General features: G+C 71.9%; 15 protein-coding genes and 1 tRNA gene. 6 read left to right on the top strand and 10 right to left on the bottom strand.

Going from position 1 to position 25,327, the window contains the following annotated elements:
* Positions 1 to 29: 29 nt before the first annotated feature.
* The 5 genes from sucD to ACFWU9_RS11305 all read left to right on the top strand — a co-directional run bounded on the left by sucD (position 30) and on the right by ACFWU9_RS11305 (position 4,168).
* Entirely contained in the window at positions 30 to 917 is an 888-nt protein-coding gene (sucD, locus tag ACFWU9_RS11325) for a succinate--CoA ligase subunit alpha (RefSeq protein ID WP_384316634.1), read from the top strand.
* A 440-nt stretch (positions 918 to 1,357) separates the two neighbouring features.
* Positions 1,358 to 2,899, top strand: coding sequence for an aldehyde dehydrogenase family protein (locus tag ACFWU9_RS11320; RefSeq protein ID WP_384316632.1), 1,542 nt, complete (start codon positions 1,358 to 1,360; stop codon positions 2,897 to 2,899).
* Between the two features lie 133 nt (positions 2,900 to 3,032).
* On the top strand, positions 3,033 to 3,473 hold the full coding sequence (locus tag ACFWU9_RS11315) for a helix-turn-helix transcriptional regulator (protein ID WP_384316630.1): 441 nt from the start codon (positions 3,033 to 3,035) through the stop codon (positions 3,471 to 3,473).
* A 10-nt stretch (positions 3,474 to 3,483) separates the two neighbouring features.
* Positions 3,484 to 3,897 carry a VOC family protein gene (locus ACFWU9_RS11310; protein WP_384316628.1) on the top strand — a complete coding sequence of 138 codons (414 nt, stop codon included), beginning with the start codon at positions 3,484 to 3,486 and terminating at the stop codon, positions 3,895 to 3,897.
* 183 nt (positions 3,898 to 4,080) lie between these two features.
* Positions 4,081 to 4,168 (top strand) — tRNA-Leu (locus ACFWU9_RS11305).
* Between the two features lie 361 nt (positions 4,169 to 4,529).
* Here ACFWU9_RS11305 and ACFWU9_RS11300 read toward each other — a convergent pair.
* A complete protein-coding gene (locus ACFWU9_RS11300) occupies positions 4,530 to 5,873 on the bottom strand; it encodes a hypothetical protein (protein ID WP_384316626.1) in 1,344 nt (447 codons plus the stop codon).
* A gap of 387 nt (positions 5,874 to 6,260) precedes the next feature.
* Here ACFWU9_RS11300 and ACFWU9_RS11295 point away from each other — a divergent pair, with 387 nt between their 5' ends.
* Positions 6,261 to 7,217 carry a YbhN family protein gene (locus ACFWU9_RS11295; RefSeq protein WP_384316624.1) on the top strand — a complete coding sequence of 319 codons (957 nt, stop codon included), beginning with the start codon at positions 6,261 to 6,263 and terminating at the stop codon, positions 7,215 to 7,217.
* On the opposite strand, the gene ACFWU9_RS11290 is transcribed toward ACFWU9_RS11295, so the two are convergent.
* The 9 genes from ACFWU9_RS11290 to ACFWU9_RS11250 form a co-directional block, all read right to left on the bottom strand.
* Positions 7,147 to 8,409 (bottom strand): glycosyltransferase 87 family protein, encoded by a 1,263-nt coding sequence (locus ACFWU9_RS11290; protein WP_384316622.1) that lies wholly within the window; start codon positions 8,407 to 8,409, stop codon positions 7,147 to 7,149. The two genes, ACFWU9_RS11295 and ACFWU9_RS11290, sit on opposite strands and share 71 nt — an antisense overlap.
* Complete coding sequence (gene mptB / locus ACFWU9_RS11285; protein ID WP_384316620.1) at positions 8,406 to 9,839, bottom strand: polyprenol phosphomannose-dependent alpha 1,6 mannosyltransferase MptB; 1,434 nt, start codon at positions 9,837 to 9,839, stop codon at positions 8,406 to 8,408. The genes ACFWU9_RS11290 and mptB overlap by 4 nt, the downstream gene beginning before the upstream one ends.
* Positions 9,840 to 10,087: 248 nt before the next feature.
* Positions 10,088 to 13,549: a CARDB domain-containing protein gene (locus ACFWU9_RS11280; RefSeq protein ID WP_384316618.1), complete on the bottom strand. Its 3,462-nt coding sequence runs from the start codon at positions 13,547 to 13,549 to the stop codon at positions 10,088 to 10,090.
* 229 nt (positions 13,550 to 13,778) lie between these two features.
* Complete coding sequence (locus ACFWU9_RS11275; RefSeq protein WP_384316616.1) at positions 13,779 to 16,010, bottom strand: DEAD/DEAH box helicase; 2,232 nt, start codon at positions 16,008 to 16,010, stop codon at positions 13,779 to 13,781.
* A 132-nt stretch (positions 16,011 to 16,142) separates the two neighbouring features.
* Complete coding sequence (locus ACFWU9_RS11270; RefSeq protein ID WP_384316614.1) at positions 16,143 to 17,264, bottom strand: ricin-type beta-trefoil lectin domain protein; 1,122 nt, start codon at positions 17,262 to 17,264, stop codon at positions 16,143 to 16,145.
* Positions 17,265 to 17,547: 283 nt separating this feature from the next.
* The gene (locus ACFWU9_RS11265; protein ID WP_384316894.1) at positions 17,548 to 18,780 is read right to left on the bottom strand and encodes a D-arabinono-1,4-lactone oxidase; all 1,233 of its coding nucleotides are present in this window, start codon (positions 18,778 to 18,780) and stop codon (positions 17,548 to 17,550) included.
* A gap of 342 nt (positions 18,781 to 19,122) precedes the next feature.
* Complete coding sequence (locus ACFWU9_RS11260; protein WP_384316612.1) at positions 19,123 to 22,047, bottom strand: NHLP bacteriocin export ABC transporter permease/ATPase subunit; 2,925 nt, start codon at positions 22,045 to 22,047, stop codon at positions 19,123 to 19,125.
* Between the two features lies 1 nt (position 22,048).
* Positions 22,049 to 24,169 carry an NHLP family bacteriocin export ABC transporter peptidase/permease/ATPase subunit gene (locus ACFWU9_RS11255; RefSeq protein ID WP_384316892.1) on the bottom strand — a complete coding sequence of 707 codons (2,121 nt, stop codon included), beginning with the start codon at positions 24,167 to 24,169 and terminating at the stop codon, positions 22,049 to 22,051.
* 200 nt (positions 24,170 to 24,369) lie between these two features.
* The gene (locus ACFWU9_RS11250; RefSeq protein WP_384316611.1) at positions 24,370 to 25,176 is read right to left on the bottom strand and encodes a hypothetical protein; all 807 of its coding nucleotides are present in this window, start codon (positions 25,174 to 25,176) and stop codon (positions 24,370 to 24,372) included.
* Positions 25,177 to 25,327 lie beyond the last annotated feature (151 nt).

The raw sequence follows: 25,327 nt of genomic DNA, 5'->3' as shown, positions 1-25,327 counted from the left end.
CGGACAACGGACAAGAGGGAGAAGAGACCATGGCGATTTTCCTGACCAAGGAGAGCAAGGTCCTCGTCCAGGGCATGACCGGTGCCGAGGGCATGAAGCACACCCGCAGGATGCTGGAGGCCGGGACCGACGTCGTCGGCGGCGTCAACCCGCGCAAGGCGGGCCGCAGCGTCGACTTCGACGGCCGGGCCGTCCCCGTGTTCGGCACCGTCGCCGACGGGATGGCGGCGACCGGCGCGGACGTCACCGTCGTCTTCGTGCCGCCACCGTTCGCGAAGGCCGCGGTCCTGGAGGCCGTCGACGCGGGCATCGGGCTCGCCGTCGTGATCACCGAGGGCATTCCCGTCCATGACGCGGTCGTCTTCCAGGCGTACGCTGGAAACAGTGCCACCCGGATCATCGGGCCCAACTGCCCCGGGCTCATCAGCCCCGGACAGTCCAACGCCGGCATCATCCCGGCGGACATCGCGACCAAGCCCGGCAAGATCGGACTGGTCTCCAAGTCGGGCACGCTGACGTACCAGTTGATGTACGAACTGCGCGAGATCGGCTTCTCGTCCGCGGTCGGCATCGGGGGAGACCCCGTCGTCGGCACGACGCACATCGACTGTCTCGCGGCGTTCGAGGCCGACCCCGACACCGAACTCATCGTGCTCATCGGTGAGATCGGCGGTGACGCGGAGGAGCGTGCGGCGGCCTACATCGCCGAGCATGTGACAAAGCCGGTGGTCGGCTACATCGCCGGCTTCACCGCGCCCGAGGGCAAGACGATGGGCCACGCCGGCGCGATCGTCTCGGGCTCGTCGGGCACGGCGGAGGCGAAGAAGAAGGCGCTCGAAGCGGTCGGCGTCCGCGTCGGCTCGACGCCTTCGGAGACCGCCCGTCTGGTGCTCGACCGCATCGCGGTCAGCGCCTGACACGCCTTCCCGGCATCCGTCGGCGCCGTCCGACGGTTCCGCGGCCCGTCTGCGCGTCCGGGACGACGCGCGTTCCGCCCCCGCCGTCGTGGGGGCGGACGCGCCGGTCCGGCGTACGCGTGACGGGCCGCGCGATCCGCCTTCCCGCCTCGGGAGGGCGGGCGCCGGTCCGGCGCCCGGCCCGTCCGTGTACGTGAACGTGAACGCGGACGCCCAGGCGCTCATGCGCCGGGCCCGAAGCGCCTCGGGCAGGCGGGTCCGTCGGGTCCGTCCGACGCCGGGGAGCGGAACGGCTCCCCGGCGCACCGCCCGCCCACAACCGCCCGCCCACAACCGTCCACCCCGCACCACCCGCCCGCACCGGACGACTCGTGCACCTCGTCCGGAACACCGTCCCCGAGCCATGCAACTCCCGCCCCCTTTCGAGCGGAGAACCCTCAATGGCACCCACCCTCATCCTCAAGCCGGGCACCGCGTGGTCCGACGCCTGGCAGCAGAGCCTCGCCATCGCTCCCGAGGCCTTCAGGGAGGACCACGTCCTCAACCTCTGGGACGCCTCCTGGCAGTCCGGCGGCCGTACCCTCCCCGCCTACAGCGCCGTCGACGGCAGCCCCCTCGTCGGGCCGCCGCGGCTCGACGCCGAGGCCGCCCAGCAGGCCGTACGCGCCTCCCTCGACCAGCACCGGGCCTGGCGGCACGTCCCGCTCGCCGAGCGCCGTGCCCGCGTCGGCGCCACCCTCGACGCCCTGACCGAGCACCGCGAGCTGCTCGCCCTCCTCCTCGTCTGGGAGATCGGCAAGCCCTGGCGGCTCGCCCAGGCCGACGTCGACCGCGCGATCGACGGCGTGCGCTGGTACGTGGACGGCGTCGAGCCCATGCTGGAGGGCCGCTCCCCGCTGCCCGGCCCGGTCTCCAACATCGCCAGCTGGAACTACCCCATGTCCGTGCTGGTCCACGCCATGCTCGTCCAGGCCCTCGCCGGCAACGCGGTGATCGCCAAGGCGCCCACCGACGGCGGCGTCGCCTGCCTCACCCTGGCCGCCGCGCTCGCCGTCCGCGAGGGGCTGCCCTTCACCCTGGTCAGCGGCAGCGGCGGGGAACTCTCCGAGGCGCTGGTCCGCTCCCCGGAGATCGGCTGTGTCTCCTTCGTGGGAGGCCGGGACACCGGCGCGCGCATCGCCACCACCGTCGCCGACCTCGGCAAGCGCCACATCCTCGAACAGGAGGGCCTGAACACCTGGGGCGTCTGGAACCACTCCGACTGGGACGCGCTCACCGCCGTCATCCCCAAGCTGTTCGACTACGGCAAGCAGCGGTGCACCGCGTACCCGCGCTTCGTCGTGCAGCGCTCGCTCTTCGCCGACTTCCTCGGGGCCTATCTGCCCGCCGTACGCTCCATCCGGCTCGGCCACCCACTGGCCGTCGAGCACCCGGACGATCCGCTGCCCGAACTGGACTTCGGCCCGCTCATCAACGCCGCCAAGGCCAAGGAGCTGGACGACCAGGTCGCCGAGGCCATCGACCGCGGCGCGGTCCCCATCCACCACGGATCGCTCGCGGACGGGCGTTTCCTGCCCGGTCAGGACACCTCCGCGTATCTGGCGCCGGTGACGCTGCTCAACCCGCCGCCGTCCTCGCCGCTGCACCACGCGGAGCCGTTCGGGCCGGTGGACACCATCGTCCTGGTCGACACCGAGGCGGAGCTCCTCGCGGCCATGAACGCCTCCAACGGCGCGCTGGCCGCCACCCTGGCGACCGACGACCCGGAGACGTACGCCCGTCTGTCCCCGCAGATCCGCGCCTTCAAGGTCGGCCACGGCCGGCCGCGTTCCCGCGGCGACCGCGACGAGCTCTTCGGCGGCTTCGGCTCCTCCTGGCGGGGTGCCTTCGTCGGCGGCGAACTGCTCGTGAAGGCGGTCACCAACGGCCCCGACGGGGAGCGTCCGCCGGGCAACTTCCCGGACTACCACCTGATGCCGTGACGGTGGGCCCAACCCCGCCACCACCCTCACCATGAGCCGGAATCGGCTGAGGTCGCTCGGAACCCCTCCTCGGCCGATTCCTCTCATACCACTGGCGTTATCGCAGGTCAGGCCAGCTGCTAGCCTCGTACTCATGGACCCGAAGGAGCTCGCCAACCTCGCGCACCTGCGCCGGGCACGGGACCTGATCGACCGCGACTACGCGCGTCCGCTCGACGTCCCCACGATGGCCCGCCACGCGCTCATGTCGCCCGCGCACTTCTCGCGGCGGTTCCGCGCGGCCTACGGCGAGACGCCCTACAGCTATCTCATGACCCGCCGCATCGAGCGCGCGATGGCGCTGCTGCGCGCGGGCACGAGCGTGACCGACGCGTGCATGGCGGTCGGCTGTACCTCCCTCGGCTCCTTCAGCTCCCGCTTCACCGAGATCCTGGGCGAGACGCCGAGCGCGTACGCCGCCCGCGAGCACGGGGCCGTCACCGCGATGCCCGCCTGTCTGGCGAAGGTCCTCACCCGGCCGACCCGGGAGACACCGAGCAGGATCCAAGAAGCGGACCCCGAACCCGCCGCCTAGCGTTGATCCCATGACCATCGCACTCCAGTACTCCCACATCACTGTCAACGACCCCGACGAGGCGCTCACCTTCTACCGTGACGCGCTCGGCCTGGAGGTCCGCAACGACGTCGCCTCGGGCGGCTTCCGCTGGGTCACCCTCGGCAGCCCGACCCAGCCCGGCCTGGAGATCGTTCTCTCGGAGCCGCACGCCGGCCGCTCCCAGGCCGACGGCGACGCCCTCCAGGAACTGCTCACCAAGGGCGTCCTGACCCAGATCGTCTTCAGCACCGACGATGTCGACGCGACCTTCGAGAAGGTACGGGAGGCGGGCGCCGAAGTGCTCCAGGAGCCCATCGACCAGCCCTGGGGCCCCCGCGACTGCGCGTTCCGCGACCCCTCGGGCAACACGGTCCGGATCTCCCAGCAGCCGAAGGCCGCGTAGGCGCGGGCCGGCCCCGGCACCGTACGCTCCACCGCGTCCCGCAGGAGCGTACGGTGCCGCCACCACCGCCCCCGCACCGGCCCCGGTGCGCCCCGGACCATGGGATATGCGGGTGAAGAGCACCCCCGGGCCCTGGTATCGTTCACTACGTCGCCCGGCGGAAACGCCGAGCTTCGACCACTCGTCCGGGTGGCGGAATGGCAGACGCGCTAGCTTGAGGTGCTAGTGCCCTTTATCGGGCGTGGGGGTTCAAGTCCCCCCTCGGACACCAGAGGCGATTCACACGATCGCCCCGGTCGGCTTCACAGAACTCCCAGTACGGACTCGTCCGGGCTGGGAGTTTTTCGTGTGTGCGGGATCTTGTGCGGTCACCGCGCTCCGAATCGACCGGCCACCCCCGTTGGCGCCCCGGTCAAATGGCCGGACCGGAACGATTCTCCGGGTGAACACGTACCCCACTCGTCGTCCGTGCACGGGAGGGCGGCGAGGGGACAGGCTAAACACCAGCCATGGATGATCCTTTTGCGCTGAGTCCCGTGAACCGGGCTCCACGCGCCGCGAGTTCGAGCGTCACCGCCGGTGAGACCGAGGAGAACCGACAGGAACCGTGCCCGGGGTGCGGGGGCCCGGTCTCACAGGGACGCGGCCTCCTCTGTCAGGAGTGCCACGTCGGGGTGGGTGCTGTGGGGCCGCAGTACCTGACGCATGGTGGTCAGGGAGGCGGTGGCGCGGGCTGAGCGAAGGCCGGGGTAGTCGCTGAGGAACCGCTTCCAGGTGGTGAGTGACTCTTCCAGGTTCCCCTGGAGGAGTTGCGACTCGGCCAGGAGGGCTGTGGTCAGCGCCCTCGCCCGCCGTGCCTGCGGGGCGCGGGTGCGCAGGGAGGCGTGGAAGGCCCGGCCGGCCGCCCGGTGGTCCCTCAGCGCCGTCAGCGTCCGGGCCCGCTGGAAGTACAGGGCCGCGGTCGGATAGCTGTCGAAGGGGTCGGCCGCGTTCTGGTCCGCCTGGCTGTGGAGGACCTCCGCGTTGTGCAGGGCGAGGAGCGCCCGGGGGCGGTCCTGAAGTCGCGCGTGCGCCAGGGCCAGTTGGGACTGGGCGAAGGACTGGGTCAGCGGCGAGGAGTGGCGGGTCGCGGTCGCGGCGGCCTGTTCGGTCAGGACGAGCGAGGGCTGCGTGTGCCCGAGTTCCAGCGCGTGCGAGGCGAGCGCTCTGAGGGCGACAGTGTAGGTGTGCGGATCCTCGGCCTCCGCCGCGAGGTGGGCGGCCGTGCGGTGGTAGTGCTGGGCCAGGGCGTCGGCCTCGTCGTCGGCGCACATGTTGCCCAGGAGAATGGTCAGCTGGGCCGCCTGGGTGAGGAGTTGTCTGTGCACCTGGTCGCCGGCGTCGGCGAGGAGCCAGGGCGTGACGTCGTCGGCGAGGTAGGTGGTGAGCGCGGTGCGGGCGTGCCCGCCGCCGAAGGTTCCGGTCGAGGCGGCGAAGAAGACGGTCATGCTCTTCAGCGCCTCCACCTCCGCCTGTCCCACGCGGCGTCCGGCGATGACCCCGGCGCGGCGCGCCGTGCTCCGCGCGAGAAGCTCTTCCCAGTTCGGGACGGCCAGTGCGGCGAGGCTGTAGACGTCCGCGCCCTGGATCTTCCCCCGGCCGGGGTCCAGTTGGCTGTGGGTGAGCTTGGCCAGATGCTGCACGGGGTGTGCCTCCCAGGACCAGTCCGGTATACGTGTGGGGGCTCGGGTCAGACCGGCGTCGCCGGCCGACAGAGGTCTGCCGAGGCGCCGGGCGAGCGCCTCCAGAAGGTAGGCGGGCAGGGGCGGACGAGGACGGGTGCCCGCGAGCCAGCGCGTCACCGTCGAGCGGTGCAGGGGCAGGTCGTGACCGTGATCCGACGCGACCGACGAGATGGCGTGGGCGAGCTGGGTCGCGTTCCATCCCGCCTCCTCAAGAAGCCCCGCGAGCCGTGCGTTGGGTTGCTGAGAGGTCACCTTTTCCCCGTTCTCAGCGCTTGCCAGGGTGACTCGGACGCGACGCCCCCACAAGGGCGCACAGACGCAGCACGTGCAGCACACCCACCTCCAACACCCCTGCGCGGAACGGATTCTGGTGGATGTGCTGACAAGGGGTTACCCGCCCGGATCGGTCGCTCAATCCCGGTACGCCCCCCGGGGGACGGCTCCCTGTTCACGCGGTCCGCCTCCCGACAGCGGGACTTCCGTGCCGTGGGAATGCTCTCGTGGCCGGAAGTCGTACATGGCTCGGGCCGTTCCGCCCTTCGACGGGCGGACGACACCGCACGGTCACGCAGAGCGGGGATTCCTAGGGGGAACCCCCCGCCCGCGCGCCCTGGCGCGTCATGGAAGGACGGCTGCGCCGTGTCGACGACCCTGACCTCCGCACGGGGACGACTGCCGCTGCGGCAGTTGATCTGTCTCGTACCGCTCCTCCTCGCCGCCGCCTGGGTGGCCGGAAACTGGTCGGTGATCCTCTCCGGCGTCGGCGAGCTGCGCGGCGCGGACGTGAATTGGCTGCTGGCCTCGGTCGCGGTGACCATGACCTGCTGGATACCGGTCTGTCTGCTGCGCCAGGGCACCGTCATGGAACGGCTGCCCCCCGGGCGGCTGCTGGCCTCCCAGATCGCCGCCGGATCGGCCAACCATCTGCTGCCCGCCGGGCTCGGTGCGCACGTGGTGACGCTGCGCTTCCTCCAGGGCTGCGGGATCCCCACCGCGCGGGCCTGCGCCGCGCTCGCCCTCTACTCGCTGACCCAGCCCATCGGCCGCTACACCCTGCTGCTCTCGCTCATGGCCGCCTACCCGCACGCCATCCCGCTCGGCGGACTGCTGCCGGCGGAGTACGGGCTGCTGGCGCTGGCGATCCTCGTCGGCGGGCTCACCGTGGCGGCGCTGGTGCTGTGGTCGGTACGGCCGCTGCGCGGATTCGTCCAGGACTTTCTGCGCACCGCGCTGACCGACGCGCGCGCCCTGCACGCCAGGCCCGCCCGGGTCATCGCCATCTGGACCGGGGCGCTCGCCTTCCCCGCGCTCCAGGCGTGCGTCCTGGTCACGGTGGCCCGCGCGCTCCAGATGCCGGTGCCCGCCGTCGACATCATGATCGCCTACCTGGCCGCCAGCATCGTCGCCGGGATCGTGCCGACCCCGGGCGGCATCGGCTCCGTCGAGGCGGCGCTGCTCATCGCCCTCGTCGGCGCGGGCTCCCCGGTCTCCGTGGCGACCGCCGCGGTCCTCGGCTTCCGTATCGTCACGGTGTGGCTGCCGCTGCTCCCCGGGGCGCTGGTGCTGGCCGTTCTGGTCCGCCGGAAGGTCCTCTGAACGCCGGATGCGGCGGCCGTACGGGAAGCGCCAGGAGCAGGGCCAGCTCCGTCCAGACGAACGTGTTGCTGCCCACGAACCCGCCGATGCCGCTCGCGTCGTACCGCCACAGCCAGACGACATAGCTGCACAGGGTCAGATAGACGGCGACCGCCACGATCAACGGCCGCCCTCGGCGCGGCGGTTCGAGTGCCCGGTCGGCGAGGATCGTGAGCGCCGGGAGCAGCCAGACCAGATGGTGCACCCAGGTGACCGGGCTGATGAGACACGCGGCGGCGCCCGTCAGCGCGATCCCGCCGCGCACGTCGCCCACCGCCCTCGCCCTGTCGACCCGGTACGCCCACGCGGCGACGATGACGAGGACCCCGCAGGCCCACCACAGCCGGTCCGGTTCGGCCGGGGTGGAGAGCCGGGCGAGGACGCCCTGCCAGGACTGGTTGGAGACGTAACTCAGGTCGCCGATACGGCTCGTGTCCCAGAGGGCCGATGTCCAGTACGCGTGCGAGGCACCCGGTGAGAGCCACAGGGCGAGCAGGGTCGCGCCCACGGCGACGGCGGCGGCCGTGCCGGCGGCACGCCAGCGGCGGGAGACGACGAGGTAGCCGATGAAGATCGCGGGGGTGAGCTTGACCGCCGCCGCGAGGCCGATCCCGATGCCCGCCCAGCGGCTGCCGGTGGACAGCAGCCGGGCGTCGGTGAGGACGAGTGCCAGCAGGAGGAGGTTGACCTGGCCGAAGCTGATGCTGTCGTACACCGGCTCCAGCAGGGCGAGCATGCACAGGATCAGGGTGTACGCGGTCCACCGGTCCAGGCCGTGCCGGCGGATCACCGGTTCGGCGAGGCGGCGCAGGATCAGGGCCAGGGCGCCGAGGTTGATCAGGATGCCCGTCGTGAGCGCGACGTTCCAGGTCAGCAGGGAGAGCGGAAGCACGCACAGCGCGGCGAAGGGCGGATAGGTGAATCCGTAGTTCTCGCCGGGCACCCGGTAGTCGTAGAGGCCGGCGCCGCGCAGCCCGCCGTCGGAGTCGGTCCAGTGGTTCACCGCGTCGTAGTAGACCCACAGGTCGAACCAGTCCCGGTGGAAGGGCACGGTCGCGACGAACGCCGTCACGGCCGCGCACAGCACGCCCAGAAGCAGATGTCTACGGCGCCGCGACAGGGGCCACCATCCCCTCGTGTCCCGCTCCGTCATGCCACTCTCCCCGGTTCCCGTGCGGTCAGCGTCACTTCGTCGCCCGACATCTCACGCGCCCAGAAGAGCGCGACCACCGCGAACAGCCCGCCGCACGTCGCGAGCGCCAACTGCAGCCCGTCGGCGGCGAGTCCGCTCGGCAGCTGGGCCAGCGCGAGCACTCCGCTGGCGACGGCCACCACCCGGCGCGCGGGTCCCGGCGGGGCGGCGGCGGCCAGCGGGAACAGGCCCCACAGCACGTACCAGGGGCGGATCGCCGGGCCCAGGACCGCGACCGCGATCAGACTGAGCCCCAGCGCGTACACGGGGCTGTGCCGGGGGCGGCGCAGCCACACCAGCAGCACCGCGACGGCCGTCGCCGCCAGACCGGCCGCGCGCCAGGCGTCCAGGGCGAACGGCGCCAGGTCGCTGCCCGCGCTGTGCAGCGCCGACGCGGTCATCCGGCCGAGGAGCGAGGTGAGGGCCCAGTTGTGCGGGGACACCGGGGTCTTGAGGGCGCCGATCCAGCCGTAGCCGGTACCGGTGACCGCGGTCACCGCAGCGGTCGTCGCGAGGGCGACACCGGCCGTCGCGCACGCCGCCCTGAGCCAGCGGTAGCGGCCGGTTAGCCGGCCGGCCCAGAACGCGGTGACGGCCAGCAGACCCAGTGCGGCCGGCGCCTTCACCAGCGCGGCGAGAGTCATCAGGATCGCGCCCAGCACCGGGAAGCGGCCCTTAGCGGCGACCAGCGCCATGCCGAGCAGGCCCAGCATCACGGCGTCGTTGTGCGCGCCGGCCACCAGATGCAGCAGGAGCAGCGGATTGAGCGCCCCCAGCCAGAGCGCGGCGCCGGGGGCCGTTCCGCTGCGGCGGGCGAGCAGCACCAGCGACACCACCATCAGGCCCACGCCGAGCAGCGCGACCAGCCGCATCCCGAGCACACCGGCCGAGAGCTCCGCCCGCGTGGCGCGCGCGATCATCGAGGCGAACGACAGGAACAGCGGACCGTACGGGGTCGGGGTGTCCTGCCACATGGGGGAGACCTGCGCGGCGAGCGGGCCGCCGAGTTGGTCCGGGCCATGGGTGTACACGTCGATCTGGGCGTCCACCATCGCGCCCTGCGCCAGATAGCTGTACACGTCGCGGCTGAACAGCGGCGGGGCGATCACCAGCGGGGCGGCCCACACGGTGAGGGTGACCACCATGCCGCGCCCGCCGGGCGGCCGTGGGCCGCGCACGGCGCGGCCCAGCCAGGCCCAGGCCGCGACGAGCAGCACGAGCCCGAAGTAGGCGCCGAAGAGGCCCACCGCCGCCGCTTCGGACGACGGCGCGAGGGCCTCGCCGACCGGCAGGGCGCCGGCACTGGCGCCGCCGACGGCCACGGCCGTGGAACCGGTGAGCCCCAGTAGTCGGCATTTGCGTATATGCGAGTCGTCGCCGGGGGTCAGCACTCAGGGAGCGTGCCCGTGGCCGGTGGCGAGAAGGGAACGTGCGGTACGCCGGGGGAAGTCCGGAACGTGTCGGGTGTTCGGGTGTGAGGGGACCGTAAGAGCCCGGCGGCCGGGGGCGGCGGTTGCCCGACCGCGAGACCGCGAGACCGCGAGACCGGGCGGCCGGGGGTGGCGCGAACATGAACAGGTGCGGACCGAGGAGGTGATCCTCGGTCCGCACCCGTCGTGTTGCCGGTCCTACGGCAGGGTCACCGTCGGCCTCCGCCCGTCAGCTTGCCGGGGGCGAGCGGCGGCGTCGGGCCGCCGGTGATCACGAAGCCCGATCCCGGCTGGGTGACGATGTCGCCGTCCGCCGAGTTCGTGATCGTGACGTTCGACAGCGTGGCGCTGCCCCGGGCCCCGCTCATGGCCAGGATGCCGGCGCCGTTGTTGGATTTGTCGATCTTGACGTTGCTGATGACGACACCCGGCATGGTGCCGCCGCCCGTCTTGAACTGGATGCCGTCGTAGGTCGAGTCGTAGATGTCGGTGTCCCTGATCGTGACGCCGGGTATGTCCCGGCTCGCCGCGAACAGGGTGATCGCACCGAACTCCTGGTCCTCGTTCCAGAAGGCACCGCCCGTGCGGTGGAGCGCGTTGTTGGCGATCAGGGTCTGCCCGGAGAAGGGCAGCGGGTCGTGGTCGGTCGCCAGCATGATGCCCGGGTAGTTCGCCGTGTCCGAGACGATGTTGTTCTCGATCTTGTTGCCGTAGCCGCCGTAGACCGCGATGCCGGTGGCGCGCCAGGGCAGCTGGATGGTGTTGTTGGTGAACGAGTTGTCGTGCGCGACGTCGACCGACGTGTCCTTGACGTACCGGTTGGCCCAGACCGCCAGGGAGTCGTCACCGGTGGTGCGGAACGAGGAGTTGAACACCTTGGAGTTCCGCGTGCCGTTGGTGAAGTTGATGCCGTCGGCGTACGTGTTGCGGATCCGCATGCCGGTGAACTCGAGGCCGTCGGCGGGACCCCAGAGCGCGGGAATGTTGTCGTAGTCGCGGCCGACCCAGACTCCCACGTTGGCGTGCTCGATCCATACGTTGGAGATCTTGGTGTTCTTGCCGAACCGGCCGTTCAGACCGACACCGCCCTCGGCGTTGCCGTCGCCGCCGCGGATCCGGCCGGAGCCGAAGATCGCGATGTCCGAGATCTTGGTGTTGTCGTCGATGTCGAAGCCGAAGTTGCCCTCGTGCGGGTGGTTGATCCCGCCCGCGTTCTGCGGCTCGGTCAGGGTGTAGAGCTGCGAGTGCCACATGCCCGCACCCCGGATGGTGACGTTCTTGATGCCGATCTGGTTGAACTGCCCCTGGTTCAGCGGGTCGTCCGTCAGGATCTTCTTCTCCTGACGCCACTGGCCCGCCGGGATCCAGACACACGCGATGGCGCCGTTCTGGTCGGCGGTGACCGCCGACTGGATGGCGGTCGTGTCGTCGATCCCGTCGCCCGGCACCGCGCCGTACTCCGTGATCGAGGTGCACTCGGCGGGCTTCGCCGCCGGGGGCGCGACCTGCTCCAGATCGATCAGGTCGATGTAGTAGAAGGACGCGCTGTCACCGGCGTCGCGCTGGAGCTTGAACTTGGTGCCCGCCGGATAGGTCGTGGACAGCAGCGAGTTGGCCTCGTCGAAGAGCCGCCGGGCGTCCGCCTGGGGCGTGTTCGTCAGGGCTTCGGGGCCGTCCGTGTTGCCGTACAGCCAGCTGTGCTTCGAGGAGAGGTTCAGCTTCTTCACGAAGGTGTCGTTGGCGTACAGGCTGATCGTGGCCTCGGTGCCGCCGCCGTTCGGGGCGTCGGGGATCGAGTTGCGCACCACGATCGAGTTGGCCGGGTTGGTGGAGGTGAACTCCACGAACTGGCCCTGGGAGTTGAGCCGTACCGACTTGCGGCCGGAGGACTCGGAGCCGAAGTTGGTGTGTCCGAAGGTGCGTTCGGCGTCGGCCTCCACCAGGGTGCCCGAGTACCGGCCGGCCTCCGCCTCGTACTCCACGTACGGGACCGCCGCCCCGCGCCCGACCACGATCGAGCGGGAGAAGGAGTTGTTCGTCTCGTTGGTCTCCGTCACGACGCCGGTCGCGTCCGCGGTGGCCACGATGTTGGCGCCGCCGCTGGTGGCGGTCCAGCTGCCGTTGATGCTCACGTTCGTCGTCGCGCCGGCCGCGATCGACGGGGTGTTGGTGTTCAGCGTCGTGCCGCCCACCGCCACCCGGGTGACCGTGGTGGCACCGCTCGCGGTCGTCCCGCGGTTCTGCACCGCCACGCTGAACTGGACCGAGGCGCCGACGGCGGGGTTCTGCGGCGTCGAACTGACGCTCAGCACCTGGAGGTCGGGCCCGGGGGCCTGTCCCACGACCAGCGATCCGGCCGCGGTGAAGCTGTTGTTGTCGTTGTCCTGCTCGACGATCGTGTCCGTCGGGTCCACCACGGCCGTCACCTTGTAGGTGCCCTCGGCGCGCTTGCCCGCCGCGACCTGGACGGTCTGGGAGGCGCCCGCGGCGAGTCCGCCCACGGAGGCGCTTCCGGCGACGACCCCGCCGATGCTGACGTTGACGGTCGTCGCGCCGGAGGCGGCCGTGCCGATGTTGCGCACCGTCGCGCTGACGGTGGTCGCGTCGGTCTCCACCGGGGCGGTGGGGGACCAGGTGAGCCCGGTGACCGTGAGGTCCGGGTTCGGCGCGGGTGTGCCGATGACCTGGAGTTCGGCGACCTGGCCGCCCTGCGCGCCGGTGTTGGAGAAGATCTGGAGCCGCAGGTCGGCGACGCGTCCCGTGACCGGGATACGGACCGAGTTCTGGTTCGTCGCCGGGTTGAAGCCGTAGTCGGCGCGCGCCTTCAGCGAGGTGAAGTCGGTGGCGCCCTGGGCGCGCCCGAGCACCTGGATGTTCTGGGTCCGCGGTCCCCACGCCGAGTCGGGGTTGAGCTTGACCACCACGGAGGTGATGTCGGCCTCGGCCCCGAGCTTGACCGTCAGGTTCGACGGGTGGCCGGTGGACTCCCAGTAGGTGTTGACCTGGCCGTCGTTGGCGTTGGCCGCGACGAACGTGTGGATCGTCGACGACGCCTCGATCGCCTTGCCGCGCGCCAGGTCGGTGCCGTCGTCACCCGGGTCCGGGTCGGGGTCCTCGCCCGCGGGGCCGTAGATCCCGAACTCGGATATCTGCGCCGCCGGCCAGCCCGTGTTGCCGGTGATGTTCAGCCGTACGTAACGGACTCCGGTGGACGGGAAGTCGATGGTGACGGTGTTCCCGGACGCGGGGGTGAACAGCCGCCCCTGCGAGGCGGAGAGGGTGTTGTAGGTGTTCCCGTCGGTGCTGCCCTGGACGCTGAGGGCCTGGGTGCGGGCCTCCCAGGTGGCCGGGAGCTTGAGCACCACCTGGTCGACGGCGACGCTCGTGCCGAGGTCGACCCGGAGCGTCTGCGGGAACGCGTTGTTCGGGCCCTCCCAGTACGACGCCTGATTGCCGTCGGTGACGTTGGAGGCCGGGTGGTTCCCCTCGGACCCGCTCGCCGACACGCTCTTGCCGGCCGCCTGGTTGGGGCGCTCGGCCGCCGTGGCGGAGAGGGGGGTGAGCCCGACGACGGTCAGTGCGGCCATCAGGACGCCGGTGATCAGCCGCCGGCCGAGCTGTCCGCGTCTGGGCCGCGTGGGCTGTGGGGGTCTGAGCTGCTTCCGTCTCATATCGTCCTCTGTTCGGTTGGAACGAGGGGGCAGGCCGTGCGCTGCCATGAAGTTGCGAGAAGAGCCTTAAGAAATTGAGCCACTTGCTTACTTTTTTGCGATTCACAGGTTGCAATCATGTCAACGGCTTGTCAACGGTTTTCGCAGAGGTATCACGGGAGTTGTGCGGCGCACGGCGGACGCCCCCGCCGGTCGTGGCGGGGGCGTCGGTACGACGGGTGACGGGCCGTCAGAGAGCCGGGGCCGCGGGTCCCGGCAGGAGCGCCATCCGCTCCTGTTCCTCCGCGACGATCCGGCGCGCCAGCGACTGCTCCGAGATGTCGACGGCGTCGGGCGTCGACTCCGCGACGTCGCTGTGCCGGGCGTACGCGTCGAAGAGCCGCTTCTTCGTGCCGAGCAGGCGCAGAACACGCTGGTCGACGCTGTCGGCGGTCAGCAGCCGGTGGACCTGGACATGGCGTATCTGCCCCATGCGGTGCGCACGGGCGATGGCCTGGGTCTCCAGCGTGGGCTTGACCTGCGGCTCGCAGAGGATGACCACCGACGCCGCCTGGAGATTGAGGCCGGTGCCGCCGGACTGGATCTGGCTGAGCAGGACCGCGTGTCCGGACGCGTCGGCGAAGCCGTCCACCAACTCCTGCCGCCGGGCGGCCGGCACCCGGCCGGTCAGCGGACCGAAGACGGTGCGCGGGCCGCCGGTGCTGCCGGAGGGCGGGCCGAGCGCCTCCTCGGCGGCGGTCAGCACATCGTGGAAGAAGGAGAAGACGATGACCTTCAGACCGTTCGACGCTGCCTCGCCGACGAGTTCGCGCAGCCGCCGGAGCTTGGCGGACGTCGCGGGATCGGCGTACGCGGCCCGGCGCATGGCCATGAAGTTCCCGGCCGCGACCGCCTGCCGGTAGGCGGCGCGCGCGGCGGGGCTGAACTCCTCCCACTCGTCCACCTGTTGCAGCTCCGGCAGCTCGGTGAGGACGTCCTGCTGGTTACGGCGCAGATACACGGGGGCGACCGCCCGGCGGAACGCCTCGGAGCCGATGACGGCGTCGCCGTGGCGGACGGCGGGAAGGAGCGCGGGCTGCAGATGGCGCACCAGGCTGCGGAACTCCTCCACCCGGTTCTCCATCGGCGTCCCCGTCAGGAACATCACGCGGTCGGTGCGTTCGGCCCAGCCGCGCACCGTCCGTGAGCGCCGGGTCTCGGGATTCTTCACATAGTGCGCCTCGTCCACGACGAGCATGCCGAGGCTCACCTCGTCGGGCACGGCGAGCGAGCCGAGTACGTCGTACGTGGTCACGGCGACGTCCCCGTGCCGGGTCCACTGCCCGAGGGCCACCGTCCGGTCCTGCCCGTGCACCCGGTAGGCGCGCAGCGTGCTGCGGGACTCGATCTCCCGGACCCAGTTGATGACGACGCTGGCCGGGCAGACCACCAGGAAGTGCGTACCCCCCTCGGACTTGAGGTGCGCGAGGGCGGCGATGGCCTGGACGGTCTTGCCCAGACCCATCTCGTCACCCAGGATCACCCGGCGCTGGGCCAGCGCGAACCGGGCGCCGAAGGCCTGGTAGCCGCGGAGCGAGACCCGCCGGTGGGTGTCGTCCAGCCGCTGCGTACGGACACGCTCGGAGATCTCGTCCGGCAGGAAGCCCTCGGCCGCGTCCATGTCCGCGGTGGCGTCGGAGAGTTCGGCGAGGAGGACCAGATAGTCGGCGGGGCGGACCTGGAAGTCCAGCCAGGCCTCGTCCGCCGGGACGGCCGGCCGCAGCAGATCCGTGGCCGCCTGGGCGAGCAGGAGCGGGATCTCACGGGCGGCGGCCTCGTCGAGACACGTGTCGACCGACCGGAGCGCCCGCAGCGCCTGGTGCCGGCGCCGCTTCCCGGTGACCAGCATGCGCAGCCGGTCCCCGGCCGGGCGCGCGGGCGGCAGCAGCGGGGCCAGTTCGGCGTCGGTCCGGGCCGCCGCGGCGAGCGCGCGGGGCATGTCCGGGCCCGCGTTCACCATCCGGTTCAACGCGACGACCAGGGCCGTCGCGCGCGGATCGCCGATGTCGTCCGCGTCCAGCCGGACGGCGACATGCTCCTCCATGGCCTCCGCGAGCCGCCGCGCGGCGGCGATGGCGTGACCGGCGCTCTGGGTACCGATGCCGGGGATGTGGCGGAGCTCGTACGCCGTCGCGTCGAGCACCTTCTCCACGGTCGTGTACCCGGCCTGCTCCAGCGCGCCGAGGCGGAGCCGGCCCTCGGTGACATCGGCGAGCCGTGAGAGCGGGATGCCCGCCAACTCCCGGCGGACCAGCGCGTCGCGCAGCGGGGTGAGCGCCTTGAGGACCGCGCCCCGTACCTCGGCGTGGTCCGCGGTCACCCGGCGCGCGGTGGCGAGAAGCGTGTCGGCCCGGCCGAGCACGGCGCGCGCGGCGCCGCCCACCTGCACCGGCCTCCGCTCAGGCCCCGCTCCGTCGCCCATGACGCCTCTCGTGGTCCACCACATCCGGTCGAGCCACATGATTCCACGGGGGTACGACAACGCCGGGCGGCCGATTTCGGCGCGCCCGGCGATATCGGGCCGGTCGGGGTGGGGTGGGCCGACCGCCGGGAACTACGCCGCCGTGGTCCAGCGCTGGCCCGGAGAGCCGTCGCAGGTGCGGAGTTCGAGCTTCGTACCGTTGACCGTTCCGCCGGCCACCGGCGTCAGGCACTTGCCGGAGGCGGCGCCGACGACGGTGCCGTCCGTGTTGACGCGCCACTGCTGATTGGCCGTGCCGCGGCAGTCCCAGATGATGACCGGGGTGCCGTCGGCGGTGGCGGCGCCGCTCGCGTCCAGGCAGCGGTCGCCGTACACGCGCAGCTCGTTGGAGGCCGTACGGGTCCACTGCTGGTTCGCCCCGCGGTGGCAGTCGTAGACGATCGTCCGGGTGCCCGAGGTCGTCACGGCCCCGTCGACGTCGAGGCAGCGGCCCGACTGCGCGTTGACGAGCGTGCCCTGACCGGTGGCGCCGAGCGGAACGAGGCTGGCGGGCACCGAGCGCAGCGCGTTGTACCAGACGGTCGCCATTTTGGCGTAGCCCCCGGCGTTGGGGTGGACGCCGTCGGCGAGGTCGGCCACCGTCAATGCCTTGTACATGTCAACCAGATGGACGCGGGGACCCTTGCTGTCGACGATGGCGGGCAGCGCCGCGTTGAACGTCTTGACCCGGGCTTCGAGACCGGGGCTCGCCTCGGGCGTGATCGTCGCGACGAACAGCTCGATCCGCGGCTTCTGTTGGAGGATGCGGTCGATGAGGTCGGAGAGGCGGGCGGGGGCGTTCGCGACGTCGTAGTTCTGGTTCACGTCGTTCGTGCCGATCTGGAGCATGATCGTGCGCGGGTCGCTCACGGCCAGCCAGCCGTCGATGTTCGAACGCAGCTGGTCGATACGCCAGCCGGAGTGACCCTGGTGGTCGTGGTCGCCCAGCTCGGGCGGGCCGTTGAACTGCGAACCGACGAAGTCGACGGTGTAGCCGCCGGTGGCGAGATGCTGCCAGAGGTTGATGCGGTAACCGCCGGGGACGTTGAATCCGTCGGTGATCGAGTCGCCGAGAGGCATGATCCGGACTCCGCCGTTGGACTCGGCGGGCGCGGCCGTGGCCGGGGTCTGGGTGAGGGCCATGAGGGCCGCCGTGAAGGCGAACACCAGGAGGCTGAGGAGGGCTCGCGTACGGCGTGAGGCACTTCTTCGCAAGACGGGTCCTTCCTAGGGGCCGCCGGACAATGGGGGGTTACGCGTCGTCGGTCCGGTGGTGCGGACACGTCGGTCCGGAAGTGCGGACCATGTGTCCGGTGGTGCTGACGCGGGAGGAGGGAGGTGCGGGGGGTGAGTGGCGGCCATGTTGTAGATACCACCGGCCGGTCCTCCCGGCGAGGTGTCGCGCAGCGGAGCCGGCGAAATGACCCTGTTCCGGCCATGGTCCGACGGCCTTTTGGCCAGGAGGAACCGCGGGGCGCCGCCTTCGGGCGCGCCCCGTTCAGTCCTCGTACAGAAGGCGGTGGACGAAGCCGTTCATGAACCTGCCCGCCGGGTCCAGGGACTCGCGCAGTCCCAGGAAGTCCGCCATACGCGGATAGAGGTCACGCAGCTCCGCGGGCGCCGTGGTGAAGACCTTGCCCCAGTGCGGCCGGGCGTCGAGCCCCTCCAGTGCCGCCTCCAGCCGCGCGACGACCGGCATCACCGACGCCGTGTCCTTGATCCAGGTGAAGTGCAGCGCGACCGTGTCGCGGCCCTCCGCCGGGCTCAGCCACAGTCCGTCGGCGGCCACCGTGCGCACCTCGCAGATCTGGAGCACCGGCGCCAGCACCGGTCCCAGCGCGGCGACCGCCCGCAGCGCCGCGAGCGCGTGACGGCGCGGGACCAGATACTCGGACTGGAGCTCCTCCCCGTTGCTGGGGGTGAACTCGGCCCGGAAGTGCGGCAGTCGGGCGTGCCAGGGCCCCGGCACTCCCCGCTGCTCGGTGCAGTGCGTCGCGGGCATCCCGGGCACGGGGTGCAGGGGCTCGGTCGCCGGGGCGCCCCAGGGGAAGTCCGGCTCGGACGGGTCCGACCCGGCGTCGACCCGGTGCTTCAGCCAGACCTGGCCGAAGCGCGGCGCGCTCCAGTCGGTGAACAGGCTCACGCTGTACGCCGCCGATGTGACCGCGTCGAAGTGTTCCTCCAGCACCTCCAGCGGCACCCCGGTACGGACGAACTGCCGGACCTCGAAGGCCGGGACGAGGTCCAGGGTGAGCGCGGTGACCACGCCCAGCGTGCCGAGCGCCACCACCGAACCGGCGAAGCGCTCGCCGTCCGTCTCCCGGTCCAGCGTCAGCGCCTCGCCGTCCGCGGTGATCAGCTCCACCGTGCGTACGGCGGTCGCGAGCGAACCGGACGTGTCGCCGGAACCGTGTGTGCCGGTGGCGACCGACCCGGCCACCGAGATGTGCGGGAGGGACGCCATGGTGTGCAGGGCCAGCCCGTGGCCGTGCACCGCCCGGGCGAGCTCCGCGTACCGCACACCACCCGCGACGCGCACGGTACGTGCCACCGGGTCGACGTCCACGCCCCGGTCCAGCCCGGCGATCGAGACGAGCGCGCCGTCGGTGTCGGCGACCCGGTTGAAGGAGTGCCCGCTGCCCAGCACCCGTACGCGCGGGCTTCCGGCGATGATCGCGCGCAACGCGTCGAGCGTGGCCGGCCGGTGCACCCGGCCGGCGGAGAAGACGATGTTCCCGGCCCAGTTGGTCCCCGCGCCGCCGACACCCGCGCCGCCGGCCTCGCTACCGCTGGCTTCCGCACCGCCGGCCTCCGCGCAGACGCCCTCCGCACCGCTGGCTTCGCTACCGCTGGCCCCCGCGCCGACGCCCCCCGCACCGCCGGCCTCCGCGCCACCCGCCTCCGGCCTGTCCGCCCCCCGCCTGTCCGTCCCCGGCCCGTCGGTCGCCGCCTCCGTCACCTGTCCGCCCTCTCCCGCCGTCGGTGCGGCACTCTCCGTCCCCCTGTGTCCGCCCCGGGAGTATGCGCCGCTCGCCCGGTGATCCTCAACCGCCGGCGTCCGGGCCCCGGGGGCTCAGGCCAGCTGGCGCCGCACCAGTTCACGCAGCCTGCCGCCCTCGTCGGCCAGCAGGATCGACGGCGGGCCCTGTTCGACTATTCGGCCTCCGTCCATGACCAGCACCCGGTCGGCGTCGAGGACCGTGGAGAGGCGGTGGGCGATCACCAGGCGGCCCGCGTTCAGTTTGCGGGTGCTCTCGATCACGATCCGCTGGGTCTCGTTGTCCAGCGCGCTGGTCGCCTCGTCCAGGAAGAGCAGCCGGGGGCGGCGGACCAGCGCCTGGGCGATCATGAGGCGCTGGCGCTGGCCGCCCGAGATGGCGCCGCCGCCGGCGATCATGGTGTGCAGACCCATCGGCATGCGCCGGATGTCCTCCGCGAGCCCCGCCATCTCGACGGCCTCCCAGACCTCCTCCTGCGAGAACGTCTCCGCGCCGCAGACGCAGTCCCAGATGGAGCCGGTGAGCGGCTGCGCGTTCTGCAGGACGACACCGCACTGGCGCCGTACCGCCGCGCGGTCGAGGGCCGCCAGGTCCTGGCCGTCGTAGAGCACGCTTCCCGTGACCGGCCGGTCGAAGCCGATCAACAGCCGCAGCAGTGTCGACTTGCCGCAGCCGCTGGGTCCGACGACCGCGACGAACTCGCCGGGCTCCATGCGCAGGGACACGTCGTCGAGCACGAGCGGGCCGTCGTCGGTGTAGCGGAAGGAGAGCTTCCGGGCCTCGATCCGGCCGCTCAGCACCCCGGGCAGGGCGCCCGTGTCGCCACCCTCCGGGGCCTCGTCCAGAACCGGCTTGATCTGCTCGAACATCGGCAGCACGGCCGCCACCGACACGAGCGCGCCGGTGAGCTGGGTGACCGATGTCAGCAGCATCGTCACGGCGGTGTTGAAGGTCAGGAACTCGCCGGCCGACATGCTGCCGCGCGCCGGTCCGGCCAGCAGCATGAACATCACGAGCGAGCAGAACGGCAGATAGACCGCGTCCACGACCGTCGCCAGATTCTTCACCCGGCCGGCCCGCTGCTGGAGTTCCCGCGAGCGGGCGAAGCCGCGTGCCCAGGCCGCGTAGGCGAAACCCTCGGCCGCCGCGACCCGTAGTTTCGGCAGGCCGCGCAGGGTCTGGAACGCCTGGTTGTTGAGCTTGTTGCCGAGTTCGACCAACTGCCGCTGCCAGCGCAGCTGCCAGAGCCCCAGCCCCAGGAAGACGGCACCGATGACGACCAGCATCCCCGTCGCCGCCAGCGCGAGCGGGACACTGTGGACGAGCAGCAGCACCAGGCTCATCGCGCCGACCGCCGCCGACTGCACGATCACCGGCCCGATGCCCGACACCACCCGCCGGATGGCGCTGACGCCCATCGCCGCGCTCGCGAGTTCACCGGTGGAGCGCTCCGCGAAGAACTTCGTCGGCAGCCTCAACAGCCTGTCCCACACGGCGGGTTGGAGCGTGCTCTCGATCCGGCCCTCCATCCTCAGGATGGTCAGGCTCTGCATCAGCATGAAGGCCGCCGACACGATGCCGGTGATCATGACGGCGACCGAGACCTGTGCGATCAGACCGGTCTGGGCGCTCGGTACGTACTCGCCGAGCACCCGGCCGGTCGCGATCGGCACCAGTGCTCCGAGGCCCACCGTGACGAGGCAGGTCAGCGCCAGATTACGCAGATCCACACCGTTGCCGCGCAGCCCGAAGCGGAGCAACCGCCAAGGAGTCAGGGGCTCTTCGGGCAGCGGGCGGTAGAACATCACCGCCCGAGGCTCGAAGTCGTCCGCGTTCCGCGCGCCGACCCGCAGCCGTGCCTGGGTGGCCGGGTTGACCGCCTCGTAACGGCCGCGCCGCCAGAGCAGTGCGACGGGGGCGCCGGACTTGGCCCGCTGCCCCACGAGCGGGCCGGAGTCGGTCCGCCACCAGTCTCCGTCGAGCCGGACGGCGCGGGTGCGGACCCGTGAGGCGATCGCGATCCGCTCGACCGGGCCGACGCGGTCGTCCAGCGGGGTGCCCGCGCCGCGTGCGTGGTCGGACAGGGTGATCCCGGAGGCCGCCGCGACCAGCCGGCAGACCGCGAACGTCGCGTCGCGGGCGGCGTCGCCCGTCGCGCCGTCCGCCGTGGCGGCGTCGTCGGCCCCGGTCCCGGGGCGGCCGATCGACGCCACCAGCGCCTCGTCGGCCCGCGCGCGGACGGCCTCACCGGCCTTGATACCGGCGGCCGTCCGGTCCTCGTGCGCGCGCTCCTGCCGCTCGATCCAGTGGTCTACGGCCGACAGCAGCCGGTGCTGCTGATTGACCATCCGCTGCCACATCGCGCCGTCGACGAGCAGATCGCCCGCCGCGTCCGCGCTGTACGAGGCGCCGTACTGGACGCTGCCGGGGGAGACCGGCATCCACAGCACGTCGTCGTCGGAGACGGCGCCGTCCGTGGGCGGGCGGGCGTCGAGCGGCGTCTGGAAGAGCGCGCCGAGCCCGCGCGCGGCGCCGAGGGCGAACGCGTGCTCCAGAGGGGTCGGGACCGGGGGCGTGAGGGCCCCGCCGTAGGTGTCGCCCCCTGTGTCGGCGTACGGATCGTCGTACGCGTCGTACGCGGGGGCCGGCGGGGGCGCGTACAGCTCCCGCAGCGCGATCCGGCGCAGCGCGCAGTCCTGCGACGGCCTGCTCAGCAAGGTGTGCCGGGGGCCCTCGACCGGACCGAGAAGCAGCGTTCCGGCTTCGAGACGGCCGAGGAAGTGCCAGTGCCCCTGCCCCACCGCGTCCACGGCGAACAGGTCGAGCGCGCCCCCGACGACGAGCCACAGCACATGCGGGCCCTCCAGCGGCACATTGCGCACGCCGGCGCAGTCGACCGGTGTGCCCAGCGCTCCGAGCGCGTGGATCACCGGGTCGCCGCCGCCCGCCGGCCCGCCCGCCGTCGTACCCGCCCCGGCTCCCGGCGTCGTGGAGGCCATCTCAGTGCTCCCTGACCAGGCGCGCGTACGGCCCCTCGGCGGCGACGAGTTCCTCGTGCCTGCCCCGCTCCACGACCGCGCCATGGTCGAGGACCACGATCTCGTCGCTGTCGCGCACCGTGCTCAGCCGGTGCGCGATCACCACGCACGCGCAGCCGCGCCGCCGCAGATTGTCGATGATCAGGCGTTCGGTCTCCGCGTCGAGCGCGCTCGTCACCTCGTCGAGCACCAGAACGCTCGGCCGCCTGACCAGCGCGCGGGCGATCTCAAGCCGCTGCCGCTGCCCCCCGGAGAAGTTGCGGCCGTCCTGCTCGACCCGGCCGTGGATGCCCTCGGGACGGCGCGCGATCACGTCGTCGTACAGCGCGGCGTCCCTGAGGGCGGTGACGACCGCGTCGTCCGGTATCGACGGGTCCCACAGCGCCACGTTGTCCCGCACCGTGCCCTCGAAGAGGAAGACGTCCTGGTCGACGAAGGACACCGAGGCGGCGAGCGCGCTGCGCGAGATGTCCTCCAGCCGCTGCCCGTCGATACGGATCGTCCCCTCCCAGGGGCTGTAGAGACCCGAGATGAGCCTGGAGACGGTCGACTTGCCGCTCCCGGACCCGCCCACCAGCGCGACCTGCTGCCCCGGCCTCACCGTCAGCGAGAAGCCGTCGAGCAGCGGCGCGTCCAGCGGGCTGTAGCCGAACACCACGCTCTCCAGCTCGACATGGCCGAGCAGCCGGCGCGTACTGGCGTCCGGCCGCTGCCGCGAGTAGAGCGGGTCGACGGGGAAACTCTCCACATCCTTGAGCCGCGCCACATCGGCCGCGAAGTCCTGGATCCGGCCCGCCACCCCGTTCAGCCGGGTGATCGGCGCGGTGAAGCGCACCACCAGCGCCTGGAACGCGACCAGCAGCCCGATCGAGATGGCCCCCTCGACCGCCCGCAGCCCGCCGATCCACAGGATCAGCGCGCTGTTGAGCGTGGCGAGCGTCGGGGCGACGACCGTCAGCGCCGCGCTCGGCACGCCGAGCTTCTGCTGCTCCTCCAGCGTCGTCGCGTGCTGCCCGGCCCACCGCCGGAAGTAACCGTTCTCGCCGCCCGTCGCCTTCATCGTCTCGATCAGCTGAAGACCGGTGTACGAGGTGTTGGTGAGCCGCGCGCTGTCCGCCCGCAGCTTGCGCGTACCGGTGGAGCGCAGCCGGATCACGATCCGCATCGCCATCACGTTGAGCAGCGCCATCAGCACGCCGAACACGGTCAGTTGAGGGTCGTACGACCAGAGCAGCGCGGCGTAGAGGATCACCACCACCCCGTCGACCCCCGCCGCCGCCAGGTCCCGCGCCAGTGTCTCGGCCACCGCGTCGTTGGACTGGAGCCGCTGGACGAGATCGGCGGGGCTGCGCTGGGCGAAAAAGGTGACCGGCAGTCTCAGCAGATGCCGCAGGAAGCGGGCGCCGCTCAGCGTGGAGGAGATGATGCGCCCGCGCAGCAGATTCGCCTGCTGGAGCCCGGTCAGTACGGCCGTGAGCAGCACCATCGTGGCCATGGACGCGAACAGCGGTCCCAGCAGGGAAGTCTGACCGCCTATCAGGAACATGTCGATGTACGTACGGCTCAGCGCGGGCACCGCCGCGCCCACCGCCACCAGCAGCAGGCTGGCGAGCAGCGCGGCCAGCAGAGTGGCGGCGGTGCCCCGCAGACGGGCGGGCATGGCGCTCATGATCCCGGGCTTCCGGCCGCCCTTGCGGAAGGCGTCGGTGGGCTCGAAGACGAGGACCACGCCGGTGAAGCTCGTGTCGAAGTCCTCCGCCGGGACGAAACGGCGGCCCTTGTCCGGGTCGTTGATGTGCACGCCCCGGCGGCCGGGCCCCCGGCCCATACCGTCGTAGACGACGTAGTGGTTGAACTCCCAGAACAGGATCGCGGGCGCCTGTACCCCGGCCAGGGCCTCCGCCTCCATCTGCATGCCCTTGGCCTGGAGGCCGTAACTGCGGGCCGCCTTCAGGAGGTTGGAGGCGCGCGAGCCGTCGCGCGACACGCCGCACGCGATACGCAGCTCCTCCAGGGGGACATGGCGGCCGTAGTGGGCGAGCACCATGGCGAGGGAGGCCGCTCCGCACTCCAGGGCCTCCATCTGGAGGACGGTGGGGGTGCGGACGCTCCTGGGCCTCGGGCTCGCGGTCGCGGGCCGGGCACGTCCGCCGCCGCGGCGGCGTCCGCCGGGGGAGCCGCTGCCGGTGGCCGGCGTGTCGTCGGGCCGGTGTCTGCCGCGTCCGGCGGGCGGCAGTTGCTGGTGCTTCCGGGGGGCCGGGGGAAGCTGGTGGCGCCGCGGGCTCACGGGAGCAGCCAATCGATCGGGTGCTGTTCGGACAGCCGGATGGAGCCGGTGGCCAGGGTCATGGACTCGACGGCGTACGGCGGCCCGTCCGGCGACGACCAGGTGTAACCGGACCTGGTGGCCGACGACTTGTCGAGCCGCACCAGTACGGCGACGGGTGGGCCCTCGCGCGAGAACTGCTCGCCCAACTGCGTGCTGCCCAGGAACCCCGTGATGCGCCTGCTGGTCTCGGCGACCCGGCCCACGGACGCGACCCGGCCTCGCAGGACGCCGTACCGCTGCTTGGGCACCGACTGGACGGTGATGTCCACGGACGCGCCCACGGGTACGGTCGCGCCGCTCTCGGCGGGGGCGTACAGCATCACGCTCAGCGGATCGCCGGGCTTCTCGACCCTCTCGACCGCGGCCACGTCGGCACCGGTGGTGATCACGGAGCCGACGGCGGCGACCAGGGTGGTCAGCCGGCCGGCGCCGATGGCGCGGACGACCGTGCTGCCCTCGGCGGTGCGGACCTTCACGAGGGGGGCGTCGGCGGACACCCGCTCGCCCTCCTTCGCGAGTACCTCGGTGACCTGGCCGGCGACCGGGCTCTGGAGGACGTAACTGCCCTGCGCGTGGGTGAGGACGCCGGGGGCGCCGAGCGTGGAGGAGACGCTGCCGGTCACCGCCCAGACGGCCGCAGCGATCATCACCACGACCGTGACACCGAGGACGAGACAGCCCTGGGGCCGGGCGAAGCGCACCGGCAGATCGATCTCCTCGGGCGACTGCAGTTTGGAAAGGGCCTGTTGGCGGAACTGCACGACGCTCTTCCCTCATTGCTCAGTGTTTCGACACCGTCGTTCACCACGACCACGACGACGTGTCCCGGACGACGACGTGTCCACGACGACCACCGCGTCGGGGCGGGTGCCCGCGCCCCCGGCCCCCCCCCCCACCCGCCAGAAAGGGGGA

This window comes from Streptomyces sp. NPDC058653 (assembly GCF_042716895.1).
Taxonomy (GTDB): Bacteria; Actinomycetota; Actinomycetes; order Streptomycetales; family Streptomycetaceae; genus Streptomyces.
The sequence above is the reverse complement of the archived record's forward strand: the minus strand, read 5'-3'. Positions and strand labels throughout refer to the sequence as shown.

Coding starts and splice junctions, on each gene's coding strand:
- sucD (WP_384316634.1), top strand. CDS start 30: ATGGCGATTTTCCTGACCAAGGAGAGCAAGGTCCTCGTCCAGGGCATG.
- ACFWU9_RS11320 (WP_384316632.1), top strand. CDS start 1,358: ATGGCACCCACCCTCATCCTCAAGCCGGGCACCGCGTGGTCCGACGCC.
- ACFWU9_RS11315 (WP_384316630.1), top strand. CDS start 3,033: ATGGACCCGAAGGAGCTCGCCAACCTCGCGCACCTGCGCCGGGCACGG.
- ACFWU9_RS11310 (WP_384316628.1), top strand. CDS start 3,484: ATGACCATCGCACTCCAGTACTCCCACATCACTGTCAACGACCCCGAC.
- ACFWU9_RS11290 (WP_384316622.1), bottom strand. CDS start 8,409: ATGACGGAGCGGGACACGAGGGGATGGTGGCCCCTGTCGCGGCGCCGT.
- ACFWU9_RS11280 (WP_384316618.1), bottom strand. CDS start 13,549: ATGAGACGGAAGCAGCTCAGACCCCCACAGCCCACGCGGCCCAGACGC.
- ACFWU9_RS11275 (WP_384316616.1), bottom strand. CDS start 16,010: ATGGGCGACGGAGCGGGGCCTGAGCGGAGGCCGGTGCAGGTGGGCGGC.
- ACFWU9_RS11260 (WP_384316612.1), bottom strand. CDS start 22,047: ATGGCCTCCACGACGCCGGGAGCCGGGGCGGGTACGACGGCGGGCGGG.
- ACFWU9_RS11255 (WP_384316892.1), bottom strand. CDS start 24,169: ATGGAGGCCCTGGAGTGCGGAGCGGCCTCCCTCGCCATGGTGCTCGCC.